The 20,337-nt window shown below is 66.6% G+C and carries 21 protein-coding genes and 1 pseudogene; 8 read left to right on the top strand and 14 right to left on the bottom strand.

All coding sequences use genetic code 11. The annotated features are described in order from the left end of the window. Both ligD and NG698_RS01800 read right to left on the bottom strand, forming a co-directional pair. Window positions 1-229 (bottom strand): non-homologous end-joining DNA ligase LigD (gene ligD, locus NG698_RS01795; protein WP_445260431.1); only part of this gene is annotated, 229 nt, incomplete at its 3' end. A 105-nt stretch (window positions 230-334) separates the two neighbouring features. Beyond that, on the bottom strand, window positions 335-532 hold the full coding sequence (locus NG698_RS01800; RefSeq protein ID WP_252607904.1) for a hypothetical protein: 198 nt from the start codon (window positions 530-532) through the stop codon (window positions 335-337). Window positions 533-539: 7 nt separating this feature from the next. Here NG698_RS01800 and NG698_RS01805 point away from each other — a divergent pair. After that, window positions 540-782 (top strand): annotated as a pseudogene (locus NG698_RS01805) (dihydrofolate reductase family protein); the annotation flags it as partial. Window positions 783-804: 22 nt separating this feature from the next. On the opposite strand, the gene NG698_RS01810 reads toward NG698_RS01805, so the two are convergent. The 10 genes from NG698_RS01810 to xylA form a co-directional block, all read right to left on the bottom strand. Then, window positions 805-1,629 (bottom strand): aldolase/citrate lyase family protein, encoded by an 825-nt coding sequence (locus NG698_RS01810; protein WP_252598711.1) that lies wholly within the window; start codon window positions 1,627-1,629, stop codon window positions 805-807. Beyond that, entirely contained in the window at window positions 1,614-2,399 is a 786-nt protein-coding gene (gene hpaH, locus NG698_RS01815) for a 2-oxo-hept-4-ene-1,7-dioate hydratase (protein WP_252598712.1), read from the bottom strand. The genes NG698_RS01810 and hpaH overlap by 16 nt, the downstream gene beginning before the upstream one ends. 2 nt (window positions 2,400-2,401) lie before the next feature. Continuing rightward, window positions 2,402-3,487, bottom strand: coding sequence for a 3,4-dihydroxyphenylacetate 2,3-dioxygenase (gene hpaD / locus NG698_RS01820; RefSeq protein ID WP_252598713.1), 1,086 nt, complete (start codon window positions 3,485-3,487; stop codon window positions 2,402-2,404). A gap of 33 nt (window positions 3,488-3,520) precedes the next feature. Then, window positions 3,521-5,035 (bottom strand): 5-carboxymethyl-2-hydroxymuconate semialdehyde dehydrogenase, encoded by a 1,515-nt coding sequence (gene hpaE, locus NG698_RS01825; RefSeq protein WP_252607905.1) that lies wholly within the window; start codon window positions 5,033-5,035, stop codon window positions 3,521-3,523. Window positions 5,036-5,094: 59 nt separating this feature from the next. Continuing rightward, window positions 5,095-5,775, bottom strand: a complete 681-nt coding sequence (locus NG698_RS01830; protein WP_252607906.1) for a GntR family transcriptional regulator — start codon at window positions 5,773-5,775, stop codon at window positions 5,095-5,097. Continuing rightward, window positions 5,772-7,274, bottom strand: coding sequence for a fumarylacetoacetate hydrolase family protein (locus tag NG698_RS01835; RefSeq protein ID WP_252607907.1), 1,503 nt, complete (start codon window positions 7,272-7,274; stop codon window positions 5,772-5,774). The genes NG698_RS01830 and NG698_RS01835 overlap by 4 nt, the downstream gene beginning before the upstream one ends. Before the next feature lie 210 nt (window positions 7,275-7,484). After that, entirely contained in the window at window positions 7,485-7,847 is a 363-nt protein-coding gene (locus NG698_RS01840; RefSeq protein WP_252607908.1) for an SgcJ/EcaC family oxidoreductase, read from the bottom strand. A gap of 85 nt (window positions 7,848-7,932) precedes the next feature. After that, window positions 7,933-8,586 (bottom strand): FGGY-family carbohydrate kinase, encoded by a 654-nt coding sequence (locus tag NG698_RS22075; protein ID WP_509908521.1) that lies wholly within the window; start codon window positions 8,584-8,586, stop codon window positions 7,933-7,935. Further along, window positions 8,502-9,539: an FGGY family carbohydrate kinase gene (locus NG698_RS22080; RefSeq protein ID WP_509908520.1), complete on the bottom strand. Its 1,038-nt coding sequence runs from the start codon at window positions 9,537-9,539 to the stop codon at window positions 8,502-8,504. Before NG698_RS22080 ends, NG698_RS22075 begins: the two co-directional genes overlap by 85 nt. Before the next feature lie 4 nt (window positions 9,540-9,543). Then, entirely contained in the window at window positions 9,544-10,734 is a 1,191-nt protein-coding gene (gene xylA, locus NG698_RS01850) for a xylose isomerase (protein WP_252607909.1), read from the bottom strand. 238 nt (window positions 10,735-10,972) lie between these two features. Here xylA and NG698_RS01855 point away from each other — a divergent pair, with 238 nt between their 5' ends. The 7 genes from NG698_RS01855 (at window position 10,973) to NG698_RS01885 (ending at window position 19,621) form a co-directional block, all read left to right on the top strand. Further along, window positions 10,973-12,247, top strand: a complete 1,275-nt coding sequence (locus tag NG698_RS01855; RefSeq protein ID WP_252607910.1) for an FAD-binding protein — start codon at window positions 10,973-10,975, stop codon at window positions 12,245-12,247. Window positions 12,248-12,258: 11 nt separating this feature from the next. Beyond that, window positions 12,259-13,479, top strand: coding sequence for an ROK family transcriptional regulator (locus tag NG698_RS01860; RefSeq protein ID WP_252607911.1), 1,221 nt, complete (start codon window positions 12,259-12,261; stop codon window positions 13,477-13,479). A gap of 132 nt (window positions 13,480-13,611) precedes the next feature. Then, window positions 13,612-14,625 (top strand): LacI family DNA-binding transcriptional regulator, encoded by a 1,014-nt coding sequence (locus tag NG698_RS01865; protein WP_252598721.1) that lies wholly within the window; start codon window positions 13,612-13,614, stop codon window positions 14,623-14,625. A gap of 105 nt (window positions 14,626-14,730) precedes the next feature. After that, entirely contained in the window at window positions 14,731-16,455 is a 1,725-nt protein-coding gene (gene araB, locus NG698_RS01870; RefSeq protein ID WP_252607912.1) for a ribulokinase, read from the top strand. Next, window positions 16,452-17,156, top strand: a complete 705-nt coding sequence (locus NG698_RS01875; RefSeq protein WP_252598723.1) for an L-ribulose-5-phosphate 4-epimerase — start codon at window positions 16,452-16,454, stop codon at window positions 17,154-17,156. The genes araB and NG698_RS01875 overlap by 4 nt, the downstream gene beginning before the upstream one ends. 45 nt (window positions 17,157-17,201) lie before the next feature. Beyond that, window positions 17,202-18,722: an L-arabinose isomerase gene (araA, locus tag NG698_RS01880; protein ID WP_252607913.1), complete on the top strand. Its 1,521-nt coding sequence runs from the start codon at window positions 17,202-17,204 to the stop codon at window positions 18,720-18,722. After that, window positions 18,719-19,621, top strand: coding sequence for an aldose 1-epimerase family protein (locus tag NG698_RS01885; protein ID WP_252607914.1), 903 nt, complete (start codon window positions 18,719-18,721; stop codon window positions 19,619-19,621). Before araA ends, NG698_RS01885 begins: the two co-directional genes overlap by 4 nt. A 143-nt stretch (window positions 19,622-19,764) precedes the next feature. Here the strand turns inward: NG698_RS01885 and NG698_RS01890 are convergent, their stop codons facing one another. Both NG698_RS01890 and NG698_RS21775 read right to left on the bottom strand, forming a co-directional pair. Next, window positions 19,765-20,013 (bottom strand): RraA family protein, encoded by a 249-nt coding sequence (locus tag NG698_RS01890; RefSeq protein ID WP_252598726.1) that lies wholly within the window; start codon window positions 20,011-20,013, stop codon window positions 19,765-19,767. Window positions 20,014-20,029: 16 nt separating this feature from the next. Next, window positions 20,030-20,311 (bottom strand): RidA family protein, encoded by a 282-nt coding sequence (locus NG698_RS21775; protein WP_252598727.1) that lies wholly within the window; start codon window positions 20,309-20,311, stop codon window positions 20,030-20,032. Window positions 20,312-20,337 lie beyond the last annotated feature (26 nt).

Here is a 20,337-nt window from a genome sequence, read left to right on the forward strand (position 1 = left end):
CGCGCTTTTGGAAAAACGGCTCAGCGTAGATGCCCTTCGGGAAGCGCTTGAGCACCATGGGCCGGCCACCCGCACCGCGCAGCGCACCATCCGCGACGGCGAGGTAATAGCGCACCAGGTCGAGCTTAGTCAGCCCGGGCTCGGGGAAAACCACCTTGTCCGGACTCGAGATGCGCACCTCGGCGCCGCCAATGTCGAGGATCTCGGCCGGGGTCTTCGACGGGCTCATGCCGCCACGCTAGCAACGATTGGAGGCCCCAGCCAGACCTGCTGGAGGGAACAGCTGCACCACGAGGGATGGCCGGAGGGGAGCCCGACACTCCGTGCCTGCAGTTCAGAGCAGCAGGACTACGCCGACCGCCACCAGCCAGAGTGACCACACCACGTAGGTCACTGGCGTCAGCGTCGCGGCCAGCTTCCAGCCATGCGGTTCGAACGATCCCACGAATTCCAGCGAGCACAGTGCCAGCACTGCGCCGACGACGATCCCCATAATCCCGAGCAAGGCCGGAACGGCGGTGCTCTGGATCATGGCCACGCCGGCGAGCACCCTGGGCAGCCTCAGTCTCTGCCGGTCGCTGCTGACCGCTGGCCTCGTGGACAGGTTCCGATTGGTCGTCTTCCCGGTGATTACAGGCAGCACCGGCAAGGAACGGATCTACGACGGCTATCCGGACATCTCGCTCGAGATGGTAAATAGAAGGACCTTCGACGGTCGGCTCCAGCTGCTCGAGTACATCCCCACCGTCCTCAGCGGCCCGCCGGGCAGCGGTCCCACCTGAGCCAATCCGTGGAGTTCCCGCGTCAGTAGCTGGCGGGGGTTTCGCCGTCGGAGGCCTTAGTGAAAGCGGCGGCCAGCGCCTCGGAGCCGCGGGCGAGGATAGCGACGTCGGCGCCCACCAGGACAAAGGCGGCGCCGGCCGCCAGGTAGCTGCGGGCAGTATCGGGGTTGAACGCGTTCACCCCGGCAGGTTTCCCGGCCGCTTTTGCGGCGGCAAGGCAGTGTTCGACGGCGGCGCGCACCTTGGGGTGTTCCTGGTGTCCCAGCACGCCCATCGAAGCCGCGAGGTCGGACGGTCCCAGGAAGATGCCGTCCACGCCGTCCACGGCCAGGATATCCTCGACGGCTTCGACGGCCGCTGTCGATTCGATCTGGACGGTGACGCTGACGGTCTCTGACGCCCGGGTGAGGTAGTCCGGGACACGGTTCCAGCGCGAGGCCCGGGCGAGGGCGGATCCCACGCCGCGGACGCCGTGCGGCGGGTAGCGGGTGGCGGCCACCGCTGCTTCCGCCTCCTGCACCGAGTTCACCATGGGAATCAGCAGGTTCTGCACTCCCAGATCCAGGTACTGCTTGATCAGCACGGTGTCGTTGACCGGGGGCCGGACCAGGACCTGGACCGGGTAGCCGTTGACGGCCTGGAGCTGGGCGAGGATGGATTCGAGGCCGTTGGGGCTGTGTTCGGCGTCGATGAGGAGCCAGTCCAGGCCGGATCCGGCGCAGAGTTCTGCGATCAGCGGGCTGCCGGAGCAGACCCACATTCCTGCCAGGGGGCGGTCCGCCGCGGCGAGGGCGTCGCGGAAGGTGTTCGCGTAGACAGGATTTCCGGGTTCTACTCGAAGCGGCATGTGATGGCTCCCAAGGGTCCGTAGTCGGCGTGGACGGTGTCGCCTTTGTACACCCACAGCGGGCGGGTGAAGGAGCCGGCGAGGATGATGTCCCCGGCTTTCATTCCGTCGCCGTGGGCGGCGATCTTGTTGGCGAGCCAGTGCACGCCGTTGGCGGGGTGGTCCAGGACGCCGGCGGCAACACCGGTTTCCTCCACGGTCTGGTTTTTGTAGAGGATGGCCGAGACCCAGCGGAGGTCCACGGCGTCGGGTTTTACGGGGTTGCCGCCGATCACCATGGCGCCCATCGCGGCGTTGTCTGCGATGGTGTCCACGATGGTCCGGCCCTCCATTTCGATCCGGGAGTCCAGGATTTCCAGTGCCGGAACCACGTAGTCCGTGGCGTCCAGGACGTCGAAGATGGTGCAGCCGGGTCCGGACAGGTCCTTCTTCAGCACAAATGCCAGTTCAACTTCCACCCGGGGATGGGTGTACTGGTCCCACTCCACCGAGCAGCCGGTTCCGAGCACCATGTCATCGAAGATGGCGCCGTAGTCCGGCTCGGTGATGCCGGTGGCGGACTGCATGGCCTTGGAGGTGAGGCCGATCTTGCGGCCCACCAGCTTGCGGCCGGCGTCCTCGTTGCGCCGCCGCCACAGCTGCTGCACGGCATAGGAGTCCTCCACCGTCATCTCCGGGTAGCGGGCGGTGAGGCGGGGGACCGGGGTGCGGGTCCGGGCGGCCGCCAGGAGTTCGTCGGCGATGGCCTCAATCGTCTTCGCGTCCAGCATGGCTACAGCTGCGCCCCCAGCTTGAAGCCTGTCCGGTCCCCTTCGGGGGCCCCGTCTTTGCGGGTGTAGGAGAAGCCGTCGGCACCCACGGTGACCGCCATTTCGCTCTTTTCCTCACGCACGACGACGGGCTGCGGCTTACCGTCGAGGTCCAGGACCAGGGAGGCCTCGGTGTACCAGGACGGGACCACGGGGTTGCCCCACCAGTCGCGGCGCTGGTTGTCGTGGACGTCCCAGGTGACGACGGGGTTGTCGGGGTCGCCGGTGTAGTAGTCCTGGGTGTAGATCTCGATGCGGTGTCCGTCGGGATCCAGGATGTAGAGGTAGAAGGCGTTGGACACGCCGTGCCGGCCGGGGCCGCGTTCGATCCGGTCGCTGATGCGCAGGGCGCCCATCTTGTCGCAGATCTGGATGATGTTGTGCTTTTCGTGGGTGGCGAACGCGATGTGGTGCATGCGCGGGCCGTTGCCGCCGGTCAGGGCGGTGTCGTGCACGGTCTGCTTGCGGTGCATCCAGACCGCGTACGTGACGCCGTCGGAGTCCTGGATGTCCTCGGAGACGCGGAAGCCGAGGTCCTCAAGGTACTTGCGGCCGCGGGGCACGTCGGGGGTGACCTGGTTGAAGTGGTCCAGGCGGACCAGTTCGCCGGCGGAGTAGAGGTCGTAGCGCTGGGTGAGGCGTTCGACGTGTTCCACGTCGTAGAAGAACTCGTAGGGGAATCCCAGCGGGTCCTCCACGCGGACAGAGTCACCCACACCTTTCGTGAAGCCCTCCTTGCGGCGTTCGGTGCGGCAGCCCAGTTCCTGGTAATAGGCCTCTGCGGCGTCCACTTCGTCGGGGGACTTCACCCGGTAGGCAAAAGCGGCGACGGCGGCGATGGGTCCCTTGCGGAGCACGAGGTTGTGGTGGATGAACTCCTCCAGGGAGCGCAGGTAGATGTTGTTCTCATCTTCCTCGGTCACGTGCAGGCCCAGGACGTCCACGTAGAACGCGCGGGACCTGGCAAGGTCGGTGACCACGATCTCCATGTAGGCGCAGCGGACGATGTCCGGAGCCGGGACGGTGGGGGTGCGGACAAAGTCGGTCATGGGATTCTCTCTTCTTTGAAAGGGCTTGGCGGCTCAGGCGCCGAATTTGGGTGTGTGAACGGTGCCGAGGCTGATGTGCACGGCCTGCTGATCGGTGTAGAAATCGATGGAGCGGTAGCCGCCCTCGTGGCCCAGGCCCGAGGCTTTAACGCCGCCGAACGGGGTGCGGAGGTCGCGGACGTTGTGGCTGTTCAGCCAGACCATGCCGGCCTCGACGTTCTGCGAGAAGTTGTGGGCGCGGGTCAGGTTCTGGGTCCAGATGTAGGCCGCGAGACCGTAGCGGGTGTTGTTCGCCAGGGCGAGTGCTTCGTCGTCGTTCTCGAACGGGGTGATCGCGACGACGGGACCGAAGATTTCCTCCTGGAAGATCCGCGCGTCGGGGGCGACGTCGGCGAACACGGTGGGTGCGATGTAGTTGCCTTCGGGGAGGTGGTCGGGGCGGCCGCCTCCGGCGAGGAGCCGGCCTTCGGTCTTGCCGATCTCCACGTAGGAGGCCACCTTCGCATAGTGCTCCGGGTGGACCAGGGCACCCACTTCGGTCTTGGGATCGTGCGGGTCCCCGACCACAATGTTTTTGGCGCGGGCGGCGTACTTTTCGCAGAACTCGTCGTAGATGGCGCGTTCCACGAGGATGCGGGAACCGGCGGTGCAGCGTTCGCCGTTGAGGGAGAAGACCCCGAACAGGGCGGAATCGATCGCGGCATCCAGGTCGGCGTCGGCAAACACCACACAGGGGGATTTGCCGCCGAGTTCCATCGAGAGGCCCTTGAGGTTGGCGGCGGCGTTCCGGAAGATCGTCTGGCCCGTGGTGGTCTCGCCGGTGAACGAGATCAGCGGGACGTCCGGGTGCTTGACGAGGGCGTCGCCGGCTTCCTCGCCGAGGCCGTTGACCAGGTTGAACACACCGTCCGGGAGCCCGGCGTCCTTGAAGATCTGCGCCCAGAGCGACGCGGACAGGGGCGTGAACTCGGCGGGTTTGAGGACCACTGTGTTCCCGGTGGCCAGCGCGGGGGCGAGTTTCCAGGACTCCAGCATGAACGGCGTGTTCCACGGGGTGATGAGGCCGGCGACGCCGATCGGCTTGCGGTTCACGTAGTTGATCTGGGCACCGGGGACCTTCATGGCGTCGTCAAACTGGGCCACGATCAGGTCCGCGAAGAACCGGAAGTTCTCGGCCGCGCGCAGCGCCTGGCCCTTGGCCTGGGTGATCGGCAGGCCGGTGTCGAACGTTTCGAGTTCGGCGAGGCGCTCCTCCTGGGCCTCGACGGCGTCCGCGATTTTGTTCAGGAGCCGGGCGCGTTCGCGCGGCTTCATCTTCGGCCAGGGCCCGGTGGTGAATGCTTCGCGGGCGGCGGCGACGGCGAGGTCGATGTCCTCCTTCTGGCCGGCCGCAGCGGTGGCGTAGTTCTGGTTGGAGACCGGGTCCAGGACGTCGAAGGTCTTCCCGCCCACGGAGTCAACGAACTGGCCATTGATGTAGTGCTGGATGTGTGTGGGGAGGTCCTGCGGCACGTAGTGTTTCGTGGACTGTTCGGTGGTGAACGTCATTGTTGTTTTCCTTTGCTTCTAATGCAACGCGGGGTCACTTCTTGCCCATGCGGGGCCGTTTATCGGGCGTTTAGTGACCCCGCGTTGCTTTGGGCGAGGTACGCGTCCAAGGTGGCGGAGCGGTGCCGGCGGGCGGACTTCTCAATCTCTTCCGCGCCGGCTCCGCCCTCGATGAGCCGGAGCAGCGCCTCGTGCTCGTCCACCGATTCGTGGGCACGGCCCGGAACGAACCGGAACGTCGAAGACCGGAGCGAGGCGAGCCGGTTCCAGCCCCGGTGGACCAGGTCCAGGATGTGCGGGTTGGGGCACTGCTCAAAGAGGATGCTGTGGAAGTCCTGGTTCAGCGCCGTGAAGCGGACGGGGTCGAAATGCTGGAGGCATTCGCGCATGTCCTCGTTCACCGCCCGGGCACGTGCAATATCCGCCGGGCCAATCAGCGGCGCCGACAACGCGGTGGCTGCGCCCTCGACGATGCTCAGGGTCTGCATCGTGTAGAGGTACTCGGTGGGGTCGATCCCGGATACCCTAGCGCCGACGTTCCGCTCAAATGTCACCAGACCTTCGGCCTCGAGGCGGCGGATCGCTTCACGGACCGGGACCACGCTGACTCCCAGATCCTTGGCGATGGCGGCCAGGACCAGCCGGTAGCCGGGGGAGTAGGTACCGTCCACGATCCGTGCCTTGACGGCCGCGTAGGCCTGCTCTGATTTGCTGCCTGTCGCCATCAACGTCTCAGTCATTGGGCTTTGCCTGCTTCCCATGCCTCGTACTTCATCCGCCAGGTGGCGTTCAGCGGGTAGAGGCCGTCCACGCTGTGGCCCTGTGCCACCATTTCCGCGATGAAGGTTTCCTCGCGCTCTTGGATGATGGACTCGTCCGCGAGCTCATCGGCGAGGGCCGGCGGGATCACCAGGATGCCGTCGGCGTCGGCCACGATGATGTCCCCGGGCTGCACGGTGGTGCCGCCGCAGGCGATGGTGATGTCCGTGTCCCACGGGATGTGCCGGCGCCCCAGGACGGCGGGGTGCGGGTTGGCGTAGTAGGTGGGCATGTCCATCGCGGCCACCGCGGCGAAGTCCCGGACCCCGCCGTCGGTGATGATCGCCGCAGCACCCCGGACCTGGGCCCGCAGTGCCAGGATGTCACCGATCGTGCCGGTGCCCTTTTCCCCTCGGGCTTCCATCACCAGAATTTCACCCTCGTTGACGGAGTCGATGGCCTGCTTCTGGGCGTTGAAACCGCCGCCATGTGACTTGAACAGGTCCTCGCGATTGGGCACATACCGCAGGGTCCGGGCCAGGCCCACGATCCGCTTCTCCGGGCGGGTGGAGGTGAGTCCGTCGATGCTGACATTGTTCAGGCCGCGCTTGCGCAGCTGCGAGGACAGGGTGGCGGTGCAGACGCTTTCCAGCTTCGCTTTCAGCTCAGGGGTCAGAACATGCCCGACGGCGGCAGCCTCCACGGGTGCAAGGCCCGCCGCTGCCCGCGAACCGTACGCCTCCTCCCGCTGCCCGTCATCTGCCTTGGGCTGCGCACCAAAGTCAGCGAACGCCGTCGTGCCTTCCTCCACCCGGGTGACCAGACGCCCCGTGGAGAGACTGGTGGATGCGCTGGCTTCAACGGTGCTGACTTCAACCTCGACGACGTCGCCCGGCTTGGCCACCGAGGCGCCGGCGGGGGTGCCGGTCAGGATGATGTCGCCCTCCTCTAGCGTCGACAGCTGGGACAGGTCGGCGACGAGGCGGGCGAATGGAAAAAGCAGGTCCGCGGTCGTGTCGTCCTGGACGAGGTCGCCGTTGTGCCAGGTACGGATGCGGAGACCGGCGGGGTCCACGGCGTCCGCGGGGATCAACTCGGGGCCGATCGGCGTGAAGCCGTCGCCGCCCTTGGACCGGAGGTTGGAGCCCTTGTCCGCGTAGCGGAGATCGTAGACGCCGAGGTCGTTGCTGGCGGTCACCCACTCGACATGGCTCCAGGCGTCCTCCACGCCGACCCGGCGGGCGGGCTTGCCGATGATCAGGGCGACCTCGCCCTCGAAGCCGAGGAGTTCGCAGCCGGACGGACGCTCTACAGCGGAAGGGGCTTCTGCCGAACCGAACGTTAGGGAGGACGGCGGCTTCAGGAAGTAGGAGGGCTGCTCCGGCGTGCGGCCACGCTGGGCTGCCCGGCTGGGGTAATTGATGTGCACCGCGATGACCTTGCGGGCCGCGGCCAGGGTATGGTCGGTGACCTGTTCCAAGAATTACTCCTCATCGAGTATGAAATCGTATACGAAGCAATATTCCATATAACTCGTACTGCGTCAATGCGTGTGTCCGAGCAAAGGCTTTGCCGGTCGGCGTTTACCGTGCGGGCTTGGAGAGTGTCCCCGAGCACGTTTCCGGCGTCAGTCCTTCGTCCGTGGAAACGTGGGGTTGCATCCCAGGGACGATATCGGTGTTTTGCGCGCTCATGGCCAGCCACCGACCTTTCGATTGGCGGGCGCCGTGAAGCTGATGACTCCGCGCCTTGTTCCTGTTCGGTCCCTGTCGGGGTCAATCTGCCCGGTCATGGTCCACCGGGCGTGAACCACGGCCACATCAGTCCCGAGGAAGCGGACCCTGACGCGCTCCAGCACCATCACGGTGTCCGGGAACATGCGCCGGAACCCAATGGCATGGTTCTCACGGATCTGACGCCGGTTCGTCCACCAAAGACCGACAAAGTTAACGAAGTCGGCGTCGTCTACAAAGAGGGCCGCCAAGGCCTCCGGATCCGCCGCGTTCCAGGCAGCACCGAACTCCTCAGCGATCCCACGCGGGTTACTGGGCATTGGATAGGGCACTTTCAGGGCTCTTTGGGGATTCATCCTTTCAGGAGAGCCTTAGCGACCTACCTCGGTGCTGACTGGAAGTCGGCTAGCTGGAGGTCGAAGGCACTGCGGCGCGGCTGTCCTCATCAATATGCCCACAGGCCCGCGCGTACTGCTGGCCGATGACGGGCTGGAAGTCCGACGCCGGCGCCGCGACAAGTGCCACCGGCCAGTCGGGACGGGCTCCCGTGAGTGCCCAGGCGGCCTGTGCTGCGGCGCCGCGGGCCACGTATTCGTCGGGGCTTGGCACCACCACCGGCAGGTCAAACACCTGTGACGCGATCTTCTGTACCGCCGGGTTCTGCACGGCTCCGCCGATCAGCAGCAGCCGCCGCGCCGGGTAGCCCAAAGCCAGCAAGGCTGCCAGGCCGCCGGACAATCCGCACAGCATCCCTTCGATGGCCGCCCGGGCAATGTTGCTTCGGGTGGCGGACGCGATGCTGAGACCATGCAGGCTGGCCTTGGCGTGCGGCAGGTTGGGGGTGCGTTCGCCCTCAAAATACGGCACGAGCACCACACCATCTGCCCCGGGCGCAGCGTCCAATGCCAGCCTGGAGAGTTCATCAAAACCGACGTCCAGCAGCGTGGCCATGGAGCTCAGCACCCTGGCGGCGTTCAGCGTACGGCGATGGGCAGATAGTCGCCGCCCGCGTCTGCAAAGCCGGCAACTGTTCCGCTGGGATCGTAACCAACCTCGGATGCGACGGCGAAGACTGTTCCGCTGGTGCCGACGGAGACCACCACATCCCCGGGCTTGGCGCCCAGACCCAGGGCCGCGGCTGCGTTATCCCCGGCGCCGGCGCCGAGCAGGATTTCAGCCCGCCCGCCGCCACCACTTGGGCCAGCATCCGTACGAGGGCGAGCGCCGGCGTTGCTCCCCGCAAAACAGAGTGGATGAACACGGCCGGCGGCTTCGCCGGCAGCCAGCACGCGCGGCAGGATGACAGCGCCCCCGGCCGCGGGGGCAGCCGAAACAGGTGCAGGTCCAGCCGCTTCCGGCTCTTGACGGGCTTCGCGTGCGTCCCTGCCGAAGGCCAGCCGGAATAGCTCCACGTCATAGCTGCCGGAGGCGGGGCTCCAGTAGCCGGTCCCGCTGGCATCCGAGCGGTCCGTGGTGAGCGCCTCCAGGTCCGGGCCCAGCGGGCTGGCCCCGGCCGGACCGTATCCCCGCAGGCGCCAGCTCAGCCAGTCATGGGGGAGGGCGACGGCTGCCACCCTGGCAGCGGATTCGGGCTCGTTGTCCCTGACCCAGCGGACCTTGGTGACCGTGAAGGATGCCACCGGTACCAGCCCGGTACGCCGCGCGAACTCCCCGGCCCCTACCTCATCGATCAGTGCCGCTGCAGCTGCCGCGGAGCGCGTGTCATTCCACAGGAGCGCGGGCCGCACCACGTTGCCGTCGCGGTCCAGCAGCACCATGCCGTGCTGCTGGCCCGCGACGGACAACGCGTCCACGTCCGCCAGCCCGCCGGCGTCCTCGATGGCTTCGGCCAGGGCCCGCCACCAATGGTCAGGATGGACTTCCGTCCCGTCCGGGTGGCTCGCCCGGCCCTCGCGGACCAGGACACCGCTTTGAGCGTCCAGGACCGCAACCTTGCAACTTTGGGTGGAGGAGTCAACCCCGGCAACGAGGTTCAACGAAGCAGCCGCCACAGTATCAGCGCGCTCCGAGAAGGTGCTCGATGAAGAGCTGCTGCAGCCGCACGAATCCGAAGCCCTTGCCGCCAAAGTAGGCATCGGCGTCGAAATCCTCGTAGGAAGCGCCGTCCGATCGCAGCTGCTCGTAGCCTTCACCGGGGTTGAGGGTGGGCTCATTGATTTGGGCAACGCGGGAAGCCAACAGCGCTTCCTGCACTTCGGGGTCGGCACGGAAGGCCTTCGCGCGTTCCTTCAGCAGCAGGTAGGTCTGCATGTTCGCGGCGGCGGAGTCCCACACGCCGTCGATGTCCTCGGTGCGGCCGGGCTTGTAGTCGAAGTGGCGGGGGCCGCTGTAGGCCGGTCCGCCGTCGGGGCCGCCGTTTTCGAGCAGGTCCACCAGGGAGAACGCGTTCTGCAGGTCGCCGTGGCCGAACACCAGGTCCTGGTCGAACTTGATGCTGCGCTGGCCGTTGAGGTCGATGTGGAACAGCTTGCCCTGGTAAAGGGCCTGGGCAATCCCGTGGGTGAAGTTGAGACCGGCCATCTGCTCGTGGCCGGTCTCGGGGTTAACGCCCACAAGTTCCGGACGTTCCAGGGTCTCGATGAACGCAAGGGCGTGTCCCAGGGTGGGGAGCAGGATGTCGCCGCGGGGTTCGTTCGGCTTCGGTTCGATGGCGAAGCGGATGTTGTAGCCCTTGTCCGTGACGTAGTCGCCGAGCAGATTCACGGCCTCGCGGTAACGCTCCAGGGCGCCGCGGATGTCCTTGGCGGCGTCGTACTCGCTGCCCTCACGGCCGCCCCACATCACGAACGTTTCGGCGCCGAGTTCAGCTGCGAGGTCGATGTTGTCCAGCACTTTGCGCAAGGCGAAGCGGCGCACGCCCCGGTCATTGCTGGTGAAGCCGCCGTCCTTGAAAACCGGGTGGCTGAACAGATTCGTGGTGACCATGGGAACGATCATCCCCGTGGACTTGAGCGCACCGGTCAGCCGGTCGATCTCACGCTGGCGATCAGCTGCCGAGCAGCCAAAGGGAAAGAGATCGTTGTCGTGGAAGGTGATGCCGTAGGCACCCAGATCACTCAGCTTGTTGACGGTTTCGACGGTGTCCAGGGGCGGACGGGTGGCAGAACCGAACTGGTCCTGGGCCTCCCAGCCGACCGTCCAAAGGCCGAAGGAAAACTTGTCTTCGCGGGTGGGCTGAATCGTCATTGAATGCTCCGTTAGTAGGTATGAAGAGGAGTGCGTACCGCGTCCCTTTGATGAGTCGCAGCATTTTGTTCTGCGCACAAACATATTAGGAATTTCCGTGAGTCAACTACTAGGCACTCCGAGCTAGGCTGGGTTCTGAATGCCAACTCCCTCGAAATCTCTGGTTTTCCGCACCCGAAGCGGTTATGTTGTGAAGAACACCAAACCTGAAAACCAGACTCCGTGGAGGACGCAGAGCGTGACTGAACAACGTGTGCAGCAACGGAACTGGGCCGGAAACTTCGGCTACCGGGCGGAACGGATCGCGCACCCGCGCACCGTGGCGGAGCTGCAGGAACTGGTGGCCGGAGCCCGGACCATCCGCGCCCTGGGATCCCGCCATTCATTCAACGACATCGCCGACACTTCAGGCACGCGGGCGGCCCTGAACCTGCTGGATCCGGCCATCACTGTCGATGCTGAGAACCTGAACGTCACGGTGAGCGGAGGCACGCGGTACGGGACGCTCGCCGCGGAGCTGCAGCGGCAAGGTTTCGCCCTGCACAACCTGGCCTCGCTGCCCCATATTTCGGTGGCCGGTGCGGTGGCCACGGCCACGCACGGCTCCGGAGACGGCAACGGGAATCTGGCCACCGCCGTCGCCGGTTTGGAACTCGTGACCGCAGACGGCGGCATCCTCACCGCCCGCCGCGGCGAGACCACGGACTTTGACGGCATGGTGGTGGGACTGGGCGCCCTGGGAATCGTCAGCAGCGTGACCCTGGACATAGAGCCGGCCTTCCATGTTGCCCAGCACGTTTTTGAGGACCTGGATTGGGAGCGGGTTCTGGAGAATTTCGACGACGTCACCTCCTCCGCGTACAGCGTCAGCCTCTTCACTGACTGGAGCGGCAGTACCGTTGGGCAAGCATGGCTGAAGGGCCGGGTGTCGGATCCGGGAGTGGTGGCCGGCAGGCGGGACTTCTTCGGCGGCACCCCGGCCCTGTCGGCCCGGCATCCGCTCCCGGGCGTCTCCGGAAGTAACTGCACGGAACAACTCGGCGTGCCGGGGCCGTGGTCGGACCGGCTTGCCCACTTCAGGATGGAGTTCACGCCCAGCAAGGGCGACGAACTCCAGTCCGAGTACCTGGTGCCCCGGGAACACGCTGTGGATGCCATTCGCACGCTGCGCAAACTCTCCGGGGTCCTGACTCCCTTGCTCCTGGTCTCCGAGATCCGCACGATTGCTGCCGACCGGCTCTGGCTGAGCCCAAATTATGGTCGCGACGGCATCGGCCTGCACTTCACCTGGCGGCAGGACCAGCCAGCGGTGGAGGCGGTACTGCCACTGCTTGAGGCGGAGCTGGCGCCCTTTGCCGCACGGCCTCACTGGGGCAAGCTGTTCGACGGCGGTACTGCCGCCGTCGGGCCCCTGTACCCACGCTTCGATGACTTCAGGGCCCTGGCCGGCCGGCTGGATCCGGCCGGAAAGTTCCGCAACCGGTTCCTGGACTACGCGGTCTTCGGCTCCTGATATTGTCACGGATGATGTCCTCAGCAACCCGCCTCCCCGCAACGGCCAGCGATCCCGATCCGTCGCGGCGGAACAACCTTGCCCTGATCGCAACCCTGGTGCACCACCATGGTGTCCTCAGCCGAGCGGAGCTGACCAGACGGACGGGGCTGAACAGGTCCACGGTGGGGACGCTGGTGGGCCAGCTGGTGGCCCTCGGACTCGTCTATGAAGCGGCGCCGTCCGGCGAAGCCCAGGTTGGCCGTCCGAGCCCGGACGTAAGGCCTGATCCGTCCACGGCGGCATTGGCCGTGAACCCGGAAGTGGACGCCGTCACCATCGGACTGGTGAGCCTGGGCGGAAAAGTCCAGAAGAAGATCCGCTTCGCCACGGAGCGGATCCCCACCGCCAAGGAAGCAGTCAACATCGCTGCCGCAGTCATTGTAGGGATGCGGTCGGAGCTCGATGCGTCCTACCGGATCGTTGGCATCGGCTTGGCAGTGCCCGGCCTGGTCAACCGTGCCGACGGGGTGGTCCGCCACGCCCCCCATTTGGGTTGGCGCGACGAACCCGTGGCCCGGATGTTGGGCGAGGCCACCGGCTACCCGTGCCTGGCGGACAACGATGCCTCCCTGGGTGCGGAAGCCGAGCTCATTTTCGGGGCCGGCGCCGGCCGCGGCAACCTGGTCTACCTCAACGGCGGCGCCAGCGGCATCGGCGGCGGCGTCATTGCCGATGGAGCGTTGCTGCGCGGGTCCGCCGGATATGCGGGCGAGCTGGGACACACCTTCGTGCGCACCGCCGGCCAGATCTGCCACTGCGGCGCCTCCGGCTGCCTCGAAACCGAGGTGTCCCAGTCCCGGCTCTTCGACCTGGCAGGGCTCGGCGGCGGCGACGCCAGCCAGCTCGAAGCGGCCCTCCGCTCGAAAGCCAGTGCGGAGCTGGCCGCGGAAGTGGCCCGCCAACTGGGCTATCTGGGCATCACCCTGCGCAACGCGGTCAACACGTTCAACCCGGACGCGATCGTCCTCGATGGGTTCCTGGGCATTCTGCACGCACTCTCGCCTGACACGCTGGACGGCCTGATCCGGACCCAGGCCCTGGACGAGGCGGCGGGCCGGGCCAGGATCTACCGTGCCGCGCTGGGCTCCGATCTTATGATGATCGGGGCTGCCGAACTGGCGTTTACCCGATTACTCGCGGACCCGGCAGGCATCACTGCCCTGCCCGCACCTCCTGCGAAGGTGCGCTGAGCGGCCTGAGGACGGCACCTCCCCGTGGGCGGGCGTGCCCGGGGCAGTGCTCACGGCGCACGCTGCTTCCAGCAGGGATCGCGGCCATAGAATGTTGGACACCACCTTGTCTTCCACCGAAGGGTCCCTCGCATGGGCAACACGATTGACCGACGCCAGCCACGCCTGGAGGACGTGGCAGCGCGGGCAAAAGTGTCCCACCAGACGGTCTCGCGGGTCATCAACAACCACCCCAATGTCAGCAGCGCCACCAGGGAGAAAGTGGAAGCGGCGATTGCGGAACTCGGCTACCGGCGCAACACCGCCGCCAGGAGCCTGGTCACCCGGCGTTCGCAAACCATAGGTGTGCTCGCGGCCGAAATGGGGCAGTACGGCCCGGCCAACACCCTTCTCGGAGTCCAGCAGGCTGCCCGGGAGGCCGGTTACTTTGTGAGCATCGAGGCCATCAAGGAGGCCGGAGCGGATGCCATCTCGGACGCCGTCCGCCATCTCACGGACCAGGGCGCGGACGGGATCATCGTCATTGTGCCCCACGACGGTACCGTTCAGGCGCTGGAGGGCCTCACCCTGGACGTTCCCGTGATCCTTGTGGGTGCCGCCGGTGGGGGCCTCTTCAGCGGAGCGTTGGTGGACCAGAAGCTCGGGGCGCGCCTGGCGGTCTCGCACTTGATCGACCTGGGGCACCGGCGGATCGGGCATGTTTCCGGGCCCCAGGACTGGGTTGACGGCAGGTCACGTGCCGAGGGGTGGGGTGAGCGGCTCCGCGAGGCCGGCCTGGCTGATGACCTGTTGATCGAAGGGGACTGGAGCGCCGGCAGCGGGTACCGGATCGGCCGGCAGCTTGCCGCTGAGCGCACGGCAACGGCCCTGTTTGTGGGCAACGACCAGATGGCCCTGGGCCTGCTGCGCGCCTTCAGCGAAGCGGGGGTCCGCGTGCCCGACGACGTCTCCGTGGTGGGCTTCGATGACCAGCCTGAGTCGGGCTACTTCACGCCGCCGCTGACCACCGTGCGCCAGGACTTCGAGGAACTTGGCAGGCGCTGCCTGGGCGTTATGCTGAACGCCCTTGAGGGCGGCGCGGGCGCAGGCACCATCATGGTGGAGCCGGAGCTGGTTGTCCGCAGCAGCACGTCCGCTCCCGCCTGATTCCTTCCTGAGCGTCCCAGTCGCGGTCCACACTTGACGTGCCAATTGTTAGCGCTCACAATTGAATCAATCCGCGCTCACCGGACCAGCTATTTGGAGGACTTCATGGACGTCACAGTGGACGGCACAGACAACTACGTCATCGGCGTGGACTACGGAACGCTCTCGGGACGGGCCGTTGTGGTCCGGGTCCGTGACGGCAAGGAACTGGGCAGCGGTGTCTTCGGCTATCCGCACGCCGTGGTCACGGATTCCCTGCCGGCGGATGTAACGGGCGTTGCGGGCGACGGCGCCGCCCGGCTTCCCACGGAATGGGCACTTCAGGTGCCCAATGACTACCGCGACGTCCTCCGCCACGCCGTCCCCGCAGCGATCGTAGACGCCGGGATCAACCCGGCAGCCGTCGTCGGAATTGCCACTGACTTCACGGCCTGCACCATGGTGCCGGTCAAGGCCGACGGCACCCCGCTTAACGAACTGCCCGGCTTTGCCAGCCGCCCGCACGCCTACGTGAAGCTGTGGCGGCACCACGCCGCGCAGCCGCAGGCGGACCGGATCAACGCCCTGGCCGCCGAGCGCGGCGAAGCCTGGCTGCCGCGCTACGGGGGACTGATTTCCTCCGAGTGGGAATTCGCCAAGGGCCTGCAGCTGCTGGAGGAGGACCCGGAAGCCTACGCCGCCATGGACCACTGGGTGGAGGCGGCCGACTGGATCGTCTGGCAGCTTTGCGGCCAATACGTTCGTAACGCCTGCACCGCCGGCTACAAGGGCATCTACCAGGACGGCGGGTATCCCTCCGAGGACTTCCTCGCCGCGCTGAACCCGGAATTCAAGGACTTCGTCAGCACCAAACTTGAGCACACCATCGGCCGGCTCGGCGACGCCGCGGGCTACTTGACCACCGAGGCCGCCGCCTGGACCGGACTGCCGGAAGGCATCGCCGTGGCCGTCGGCAACGTGGACGCCCACGCCACAGCCCCCGCCGCAAAGGCAGTGGAGCCGGGGCAGCTGGTGGCCATCATGGGCACGTCCACCTGCCACGTTATGAACGGTTCAGATCTTCGCGAAGTGCCGGGCATGTGCGGCGTAGTGGACGGCGGGATCGTGGACGGCCTGTGGGGCTACGAAGCCGGACAATCCGGCGTAGGCGACATCTTCGGCTGGTTCACCAAGAACGGTGTCCCGCCGGAATACCACCAGGCGGCGGCCGCGGCAGGCCTGGGCATCCACGAATACCTCACCGAACTCGCCGCACACCAGGCCGTCGGAGAGCACGGTCTCATCGCCCTGGACTGGCACTCGGGGAACCGTTCGGTGCTGGTGGACCACGAGCTCTCCGGCGTGGTGGTGGGCCAGACCCTCGCCACCAAGCCCGAGGACACCTACCGCGCGCTGCTGGAGGCCACGGCCTTCGGCACCCGCACCATCGTGGATGCCTTCCGCGACTCCGGTGTGCCCGTCAAGGAGTTCATCGTGGCCGGCGGCCTGCTGAAGAACAAGCTGCTCATGCAGATCTACGCCGACATCACCGGCCTGCAGCTTTCGACCATTGGCTCAACCCAGGGTCCGGCGCTGGGATCGGCCATCCATGCCGCCGTTGCGGCCGGGAAGTACGCCAATATCCGCGAAGCCGCGGCCGCCATGGGCTCGGAACCCGGCGACGTCTACACACCGATCCCGGAGAACGTGGCGGCCTATGAGGAACTGTTCCAGGAATACCGGACACTGTACGACTACTTCGGCCGGGGAGCCAATGACGTGATGCACCGGCTCAAGGCCATCCAGCGCAACGCCACCAAAGCACTCGTTGCGGCTGGAGCCTCCGCATGAGCGCCGCGCTTTCAGACACCCTGGAAACGATCGCCCGGATCCGTGCCGACGTCTGCGCCCTGCATGCCGAGCTCACCCGCTATGGGCTGGTGGTATGGACGGCAGGCAATGTCTCCGCGCGCGTTCCAGGCCATGACCTGATGGTCATTAAGCCGTCGGGCGTTTCCTACGATGACCTCACACCCGAGCAGATGGTGGTCACCGACCTGTATGGGGTACCCGTGGCGGGTGACGCCGCCGGTGAGTGGGGCAACCCGGGGCTGTCGCCGTCGTCGGACACGGCCGCGCACGCCTATGTCTACCGGCAAATGCCCGACGTCGGCGGCGTGGTGCACACGCACTCCACCTACGCCACGGCCTGGGCAGCGCGGGGCGAAGCGATCCCGTGCGTGCTGACCATGATGGGCGACGAGTTCGGCGGCACCATTCCGGTCGGACCGTTCGCACTGATCGGTGACGACTCGATCGGACAGGGCATCGTGGAGACTCTGAAGGACTCCAACTCGCCCGCGGTGCTGATGCAGAACCACGGCCCGTTCACCATCGGCAAGGATGCCAGGGACGCGGTGAAGGCTGCGGTGATGTGCGAGGAAGTGGCGCGGACAGTGCACATTTCCCGGCAGCTCGGCGAGCCGCTGCCGATCGACCAGGCCAAGATCGAATCCCTCTACGCGCGCTACCAGAACGTCTACGGCCGCTAGCTGGCCCGGACCCCGCACTTCACCGGACTTTCACAGGAGAAAACCATGAACAACGCCAACAGCACGTCCCTCGGCCACTACGAGGTCTGGTTCCTCACCGGCAGCCAGCACCTCTACGGCGACGATGTCCTCAAGCAGGTCGCCGCCCAGTCGCAGGAGATTGCCGCAGCGCTGAACGCCTCCTCCGACGTTCCCGTCAAGGTGGTCTGGAAGCCGGTCCTCACTGATTCGGACGCCATCCGCCGCACCGCGCTGGAAGCGAACTCGGACGATTCAGTGATCGGTGTGACGGCGTGGATGCACACGTTCTCCCCGGCCAAGATGTGGATCCAGGGCCTGGACCTGCTGCGCAAGCCGCTTCTGCACCTGCACACGCAGGCAAATGTTGAGCTGCCCTGGGCGGACATCGACTTCGACTTCATGAACCTGAACCAGGCCGCCCACGGCGACCGCGAGTTCGGCTACATCCAGTCCCGCCTCGGCATTCCCCGCAAGACCGTGGTGGGCCACGTGTCCAACCCGGAAGTCTCGCGCCAGGTGGGCGTGTGGCAGCGGGCGTCGGCCGGCTGGGCCGCGGTCCGGACCCTCAAGCTGACCCGCTTCGGTGACAACATGCGCAACGTCGCCGTCACCGAAGGCGACAAGATCGAAGCGGAGCTGCGCTTCGGCGTCTCCGTGAACACGTGGTCCGTCAACGAGCTCGCCGACGCCGTGCACGGCGCCGCAGAGTCCGACGTCGACGTCCTGGTTGCGGAATACGAGAGCCTCTACGAGGTGGTCCCGGAACTCCGCGCCGGGGGAGCGCGGCACGAGTCGCTGCGATACAGCGCCCGGATCGAACTGGGGCTGCGCAGCTTCCTTGAGGCCAACGGCTCCGCCGCGTTCACCACCTCCTTCGAAGACCTGGGCGAACTTCGCCAGCTGCCCGGCATGGCCGTGCAGCGGCTCATGGCCGACGGCTACGGCTTCGGCGCCGAAGGCGACTGGAAGACGGCCATTCTGGTCCGCGCCGCCAAGGTAATGGGCGCGGGCCTGCCCGGCGGCGCCTCCCTGATGGAGGACTACACGTACCACCTCGAGCCCGGCGCCGAGAAGATCCTGGGCGCGCACATGCTCGAGGTCTGCCCGTCGCTGACGGCCACAAAACCGCGCGTCGAGATCCACCCGCTCGGTATCGGCGGCAAGGAAGACCCGGTCCGGATGGTGTTCGACACCGACGCCGGCCCCGGTGTCGTGTTGGCGCTCTCGGACATGCGCGACCGATTCCGGCTCGTGGCGAACGCCGTCGACGTCGTGGACCTGGACGAGCCGCTGCCCAACCTGCCGGTGGCCCGGGCTCTCTGGTCGCCGAAACCCGACTTCGCCACGTCGGCCGCCGCGTGGCTCACCGCAGGCGCCGCGCACCATACGGTACTGTCCACGCAGGTGGGGCTGGACGTGTTCGAGGACTTCGCCGAAATTGCCAAGACCGAACTCCTCACCATCGATGAAGGCACCACCATCAAGCAGTTCAAGAAGGAACTCAACTGGAACGCCGCCTACTACAAGCTGGCCGGCGGCCTGTGAACGGCGTCGAACTTCAGCTCGTCTCGCGGGACTACACCGCCTCCATTGTGCAGCGCGGCGGTGCCCTCAGGCGGCTGGCCTTCCAGGGCCGGGACCTGGTGGTGCCGTTCGACGCAGATGCGCCCATCCCGGACTACCGGGGGATCATCGCTGCGCCGTGGCCCAACCGGATCGCCGATGGCACCTACCGGTTTGCCGGCGTCGAGCACCAACTGCCCATCAACGAACCGGAGCGGGGCACGGCACTGCACGGGTTCGCCTTCGACCTTTTGTGGACCGTTGAACGCAGCGCTGCCGACGCAATGAGCCTGTCCTGCGAGATCCCCGGGGCCCCAGGGTATCCGTTCCACCTTCGGCTCCACGTGGACTACAAGCTGGACGACGCCGGGCTGCACACCACCGTCACGGCAAGCAACGCCGGCGACGAGGCGGCCCCTTACGGGGTTTGTCCGCACCCGTATCTGTTGGCGGGACCCGCACCGTTGGATGAGTGGACGGTCGGGATCCCCGCGGGGTCTTTCCTCGAGGTCACGCCGGACAGGCTGCTTCCGGTCGCCACCCGGACGGTGGAGGGGCATCAGTTCGACTTCCGGGCGCCGCGGGCAATCGGCGGCACGCAGATCGACCACGCCTTCACCGACCTTGAGTTCGACGACGGCGGCCGCGCCCAGCTGATCGCCAGGGACCCCGGCGGAAGCGGAGTGGGCATGGCCTGGGACCGGGCATGCCCCTGGCTGCAGGTACATACCGCAGACAAGCCCGCCCCCGCAGCGAACAGGCTGGGCCTGGCGGTTGAGCCGATGACGTGTCCACCGGACGCCTTCAACAGCGGCCAGGACCTCGCACAGCTGGAGCCGGGCAGCAGCCACCAGGCCGGCTGGAGCATCTTCGCCGCCTGATGCCGCCTGATGCAGCGTGGTGGTGGCGTTGACACGCACAGAAGCGGCCGGTCCCGGCAGTCTGCCGGGGCCGGCCGCTTCAGTGGACAAGCAGGTCAGTGCACAATCAAGCCAGTGCACAATCAAGCCAGTGCACGCGCACGTCAGTGCGCCAGCAGCGTCTCGAGCGGTTCTCCGGCCGCGATCCGTGCCAGCAGCTCCGGCTCGGCCGCATCGGAGGCGAGCGCCTGCTCCAGGACAGCTGCCGTCTCCCGCGGGGACAACACAATCTCGCCGTTATCGTCGCCCAGCACCCAGTCGCCGGGGGCCACGTCAACGCCCCCGCATGTCACGGGAACGTTGACCGCAGACCGACGTGCGTGCCGGCTTGGCGTCGCCGAAGAACTCCGCATAGACGCGGTTGTACTCCTACAGCTGCCCCGGGTCGGTGAGGTAGGTGTTCACCTTGACTACCTGGGCCGGCCCGGATCCAGCGGCCTCCAGCACCGTGGTGAGGTTTCGGATTGTCTGGCGGACCTGTTCCTCGAACGTTTCGGGCTGGTGGTCCAGTTCCGTGATGGCGGGGATTTGGCCGGCCGTGAATACGAACCCGTTGGCCACCACTGCCTGGGAGAAGGGGCCGACGGCGGCCGCCCCGCCGGGGATCTCAGCGATCCGCCGAATGGTCCCCGCGGGGGAGGCTGCCGTCACTTCGCCGCCGCCTCGACGGGGGACTC

It is taken from the genome of Pseudarthrobacter raffinosi, from assembly GCF_023913735.1.
Lineage (GTDB): Bacteria > Actinomycetota > Actinomycetes > Actinomycetales > Micrococcaceae > Arthrobacter > Arthrobacter raffinosi.

Excerpts from the sequence above, each read along its gene's own strand:
- NG698_RS01800 (WP_252607904.1), bottom strand. The coding sequence starts at position 532 with ATGATCCAGAGCACCGCCGTTCCGGCCTTGCTCGGGATTATGGGGATC.
- NG698_RS01810 (WP_252598711.1), bottom strand. The coding sequence starts at position 1,629 with ATGCCGCTTCGAGTAGAACCCGGAAATCCTGTCTACGCGAACACCTTC.
- hpaH (WP_252598712.1), bottom strand. The coding sequence starts at position 2,399 with ATGCTGGACGCGAAGACGATTGAGGCCATCGCCGACGAACTCCTGGCG.
- hpaD (WP_252598713.1), bottom strand. The coding sequence starts at position 3,487 with ATGACCGACTTTGTCCGCACCCCCACCGTCCCGGCTCCGGACATCGTC.
- hpaE (WP_252607905.1), bottom strand. The coding sequence starts at position 5,035 with ATGACGTTCACCACCGAACAGTCCACGAAACACTACGTGCCGCAGGAC.
- NG698_RS01830 (WP_252607906.1), bottom strand. The coding sequence starts at position 5,775 with ATGACTGAGACGTTGATGGCGACAGGCAGCAAATCAGAGCAGGCCTAC.
- NG698_RS01840 (WP_252607908.1), bottom strand. The coding sequence starts at position 7,847 with ATGCCCAGTAACCCGCGTGGGATCGCTGAGGAGTTCGGTGCTGCCTGG.
- xylA (WP_252607909.1), bottom strand. The coding sequence starts at position 10,734 with ATGACGATTCAGCCCACCCGCGAAGACAAGTTTTCCTTCGGCCTTTGG.
- NG698_RS01860 (WP_252607911.1), top strand. The coding sequence starts at position 12,259 with ATGATGTCCTCAGCAACCCGCCTCCCCGCAACGGCCAGCGATCCCGAT.
- NG698_RS01865 (WP_252598721.1), top strand. The coding sequence starts at position 13,612 with ATGGGCAACACGATTGACCGACGCCAGCCACGCCTGGAGGACGTGGCA.
- araB (WP_252607912.1), top strand. The coding sequence starts at position 14,731 with ATGGACGTCACAGTGGACGGCACAGACAACTACGTCATCGGCGTGGAC.
- NG698_RS01875 (WP_252598723.1), top strand. The coding sequence starts at position 16,452 with ATGAGCGCCGCGCTTTCAGACACCCTGGAAACGATCGCCCGGATCCGT.
- araA (WP_252607913.1), top strand. The coding sequence starts at position 17,202 with ATGAACAACGCCAACAGCACGTCCCTCGGCCACTACGAGGTCTGGTTC.
- NG698_RS01890 (WP_252598726.1), bottom strand. The coding sequence starts at position 20,013 with ATGCGGAGTTCTTCGGCGACGCCAAGCCGGCACGCACGTCGGTCTGCG.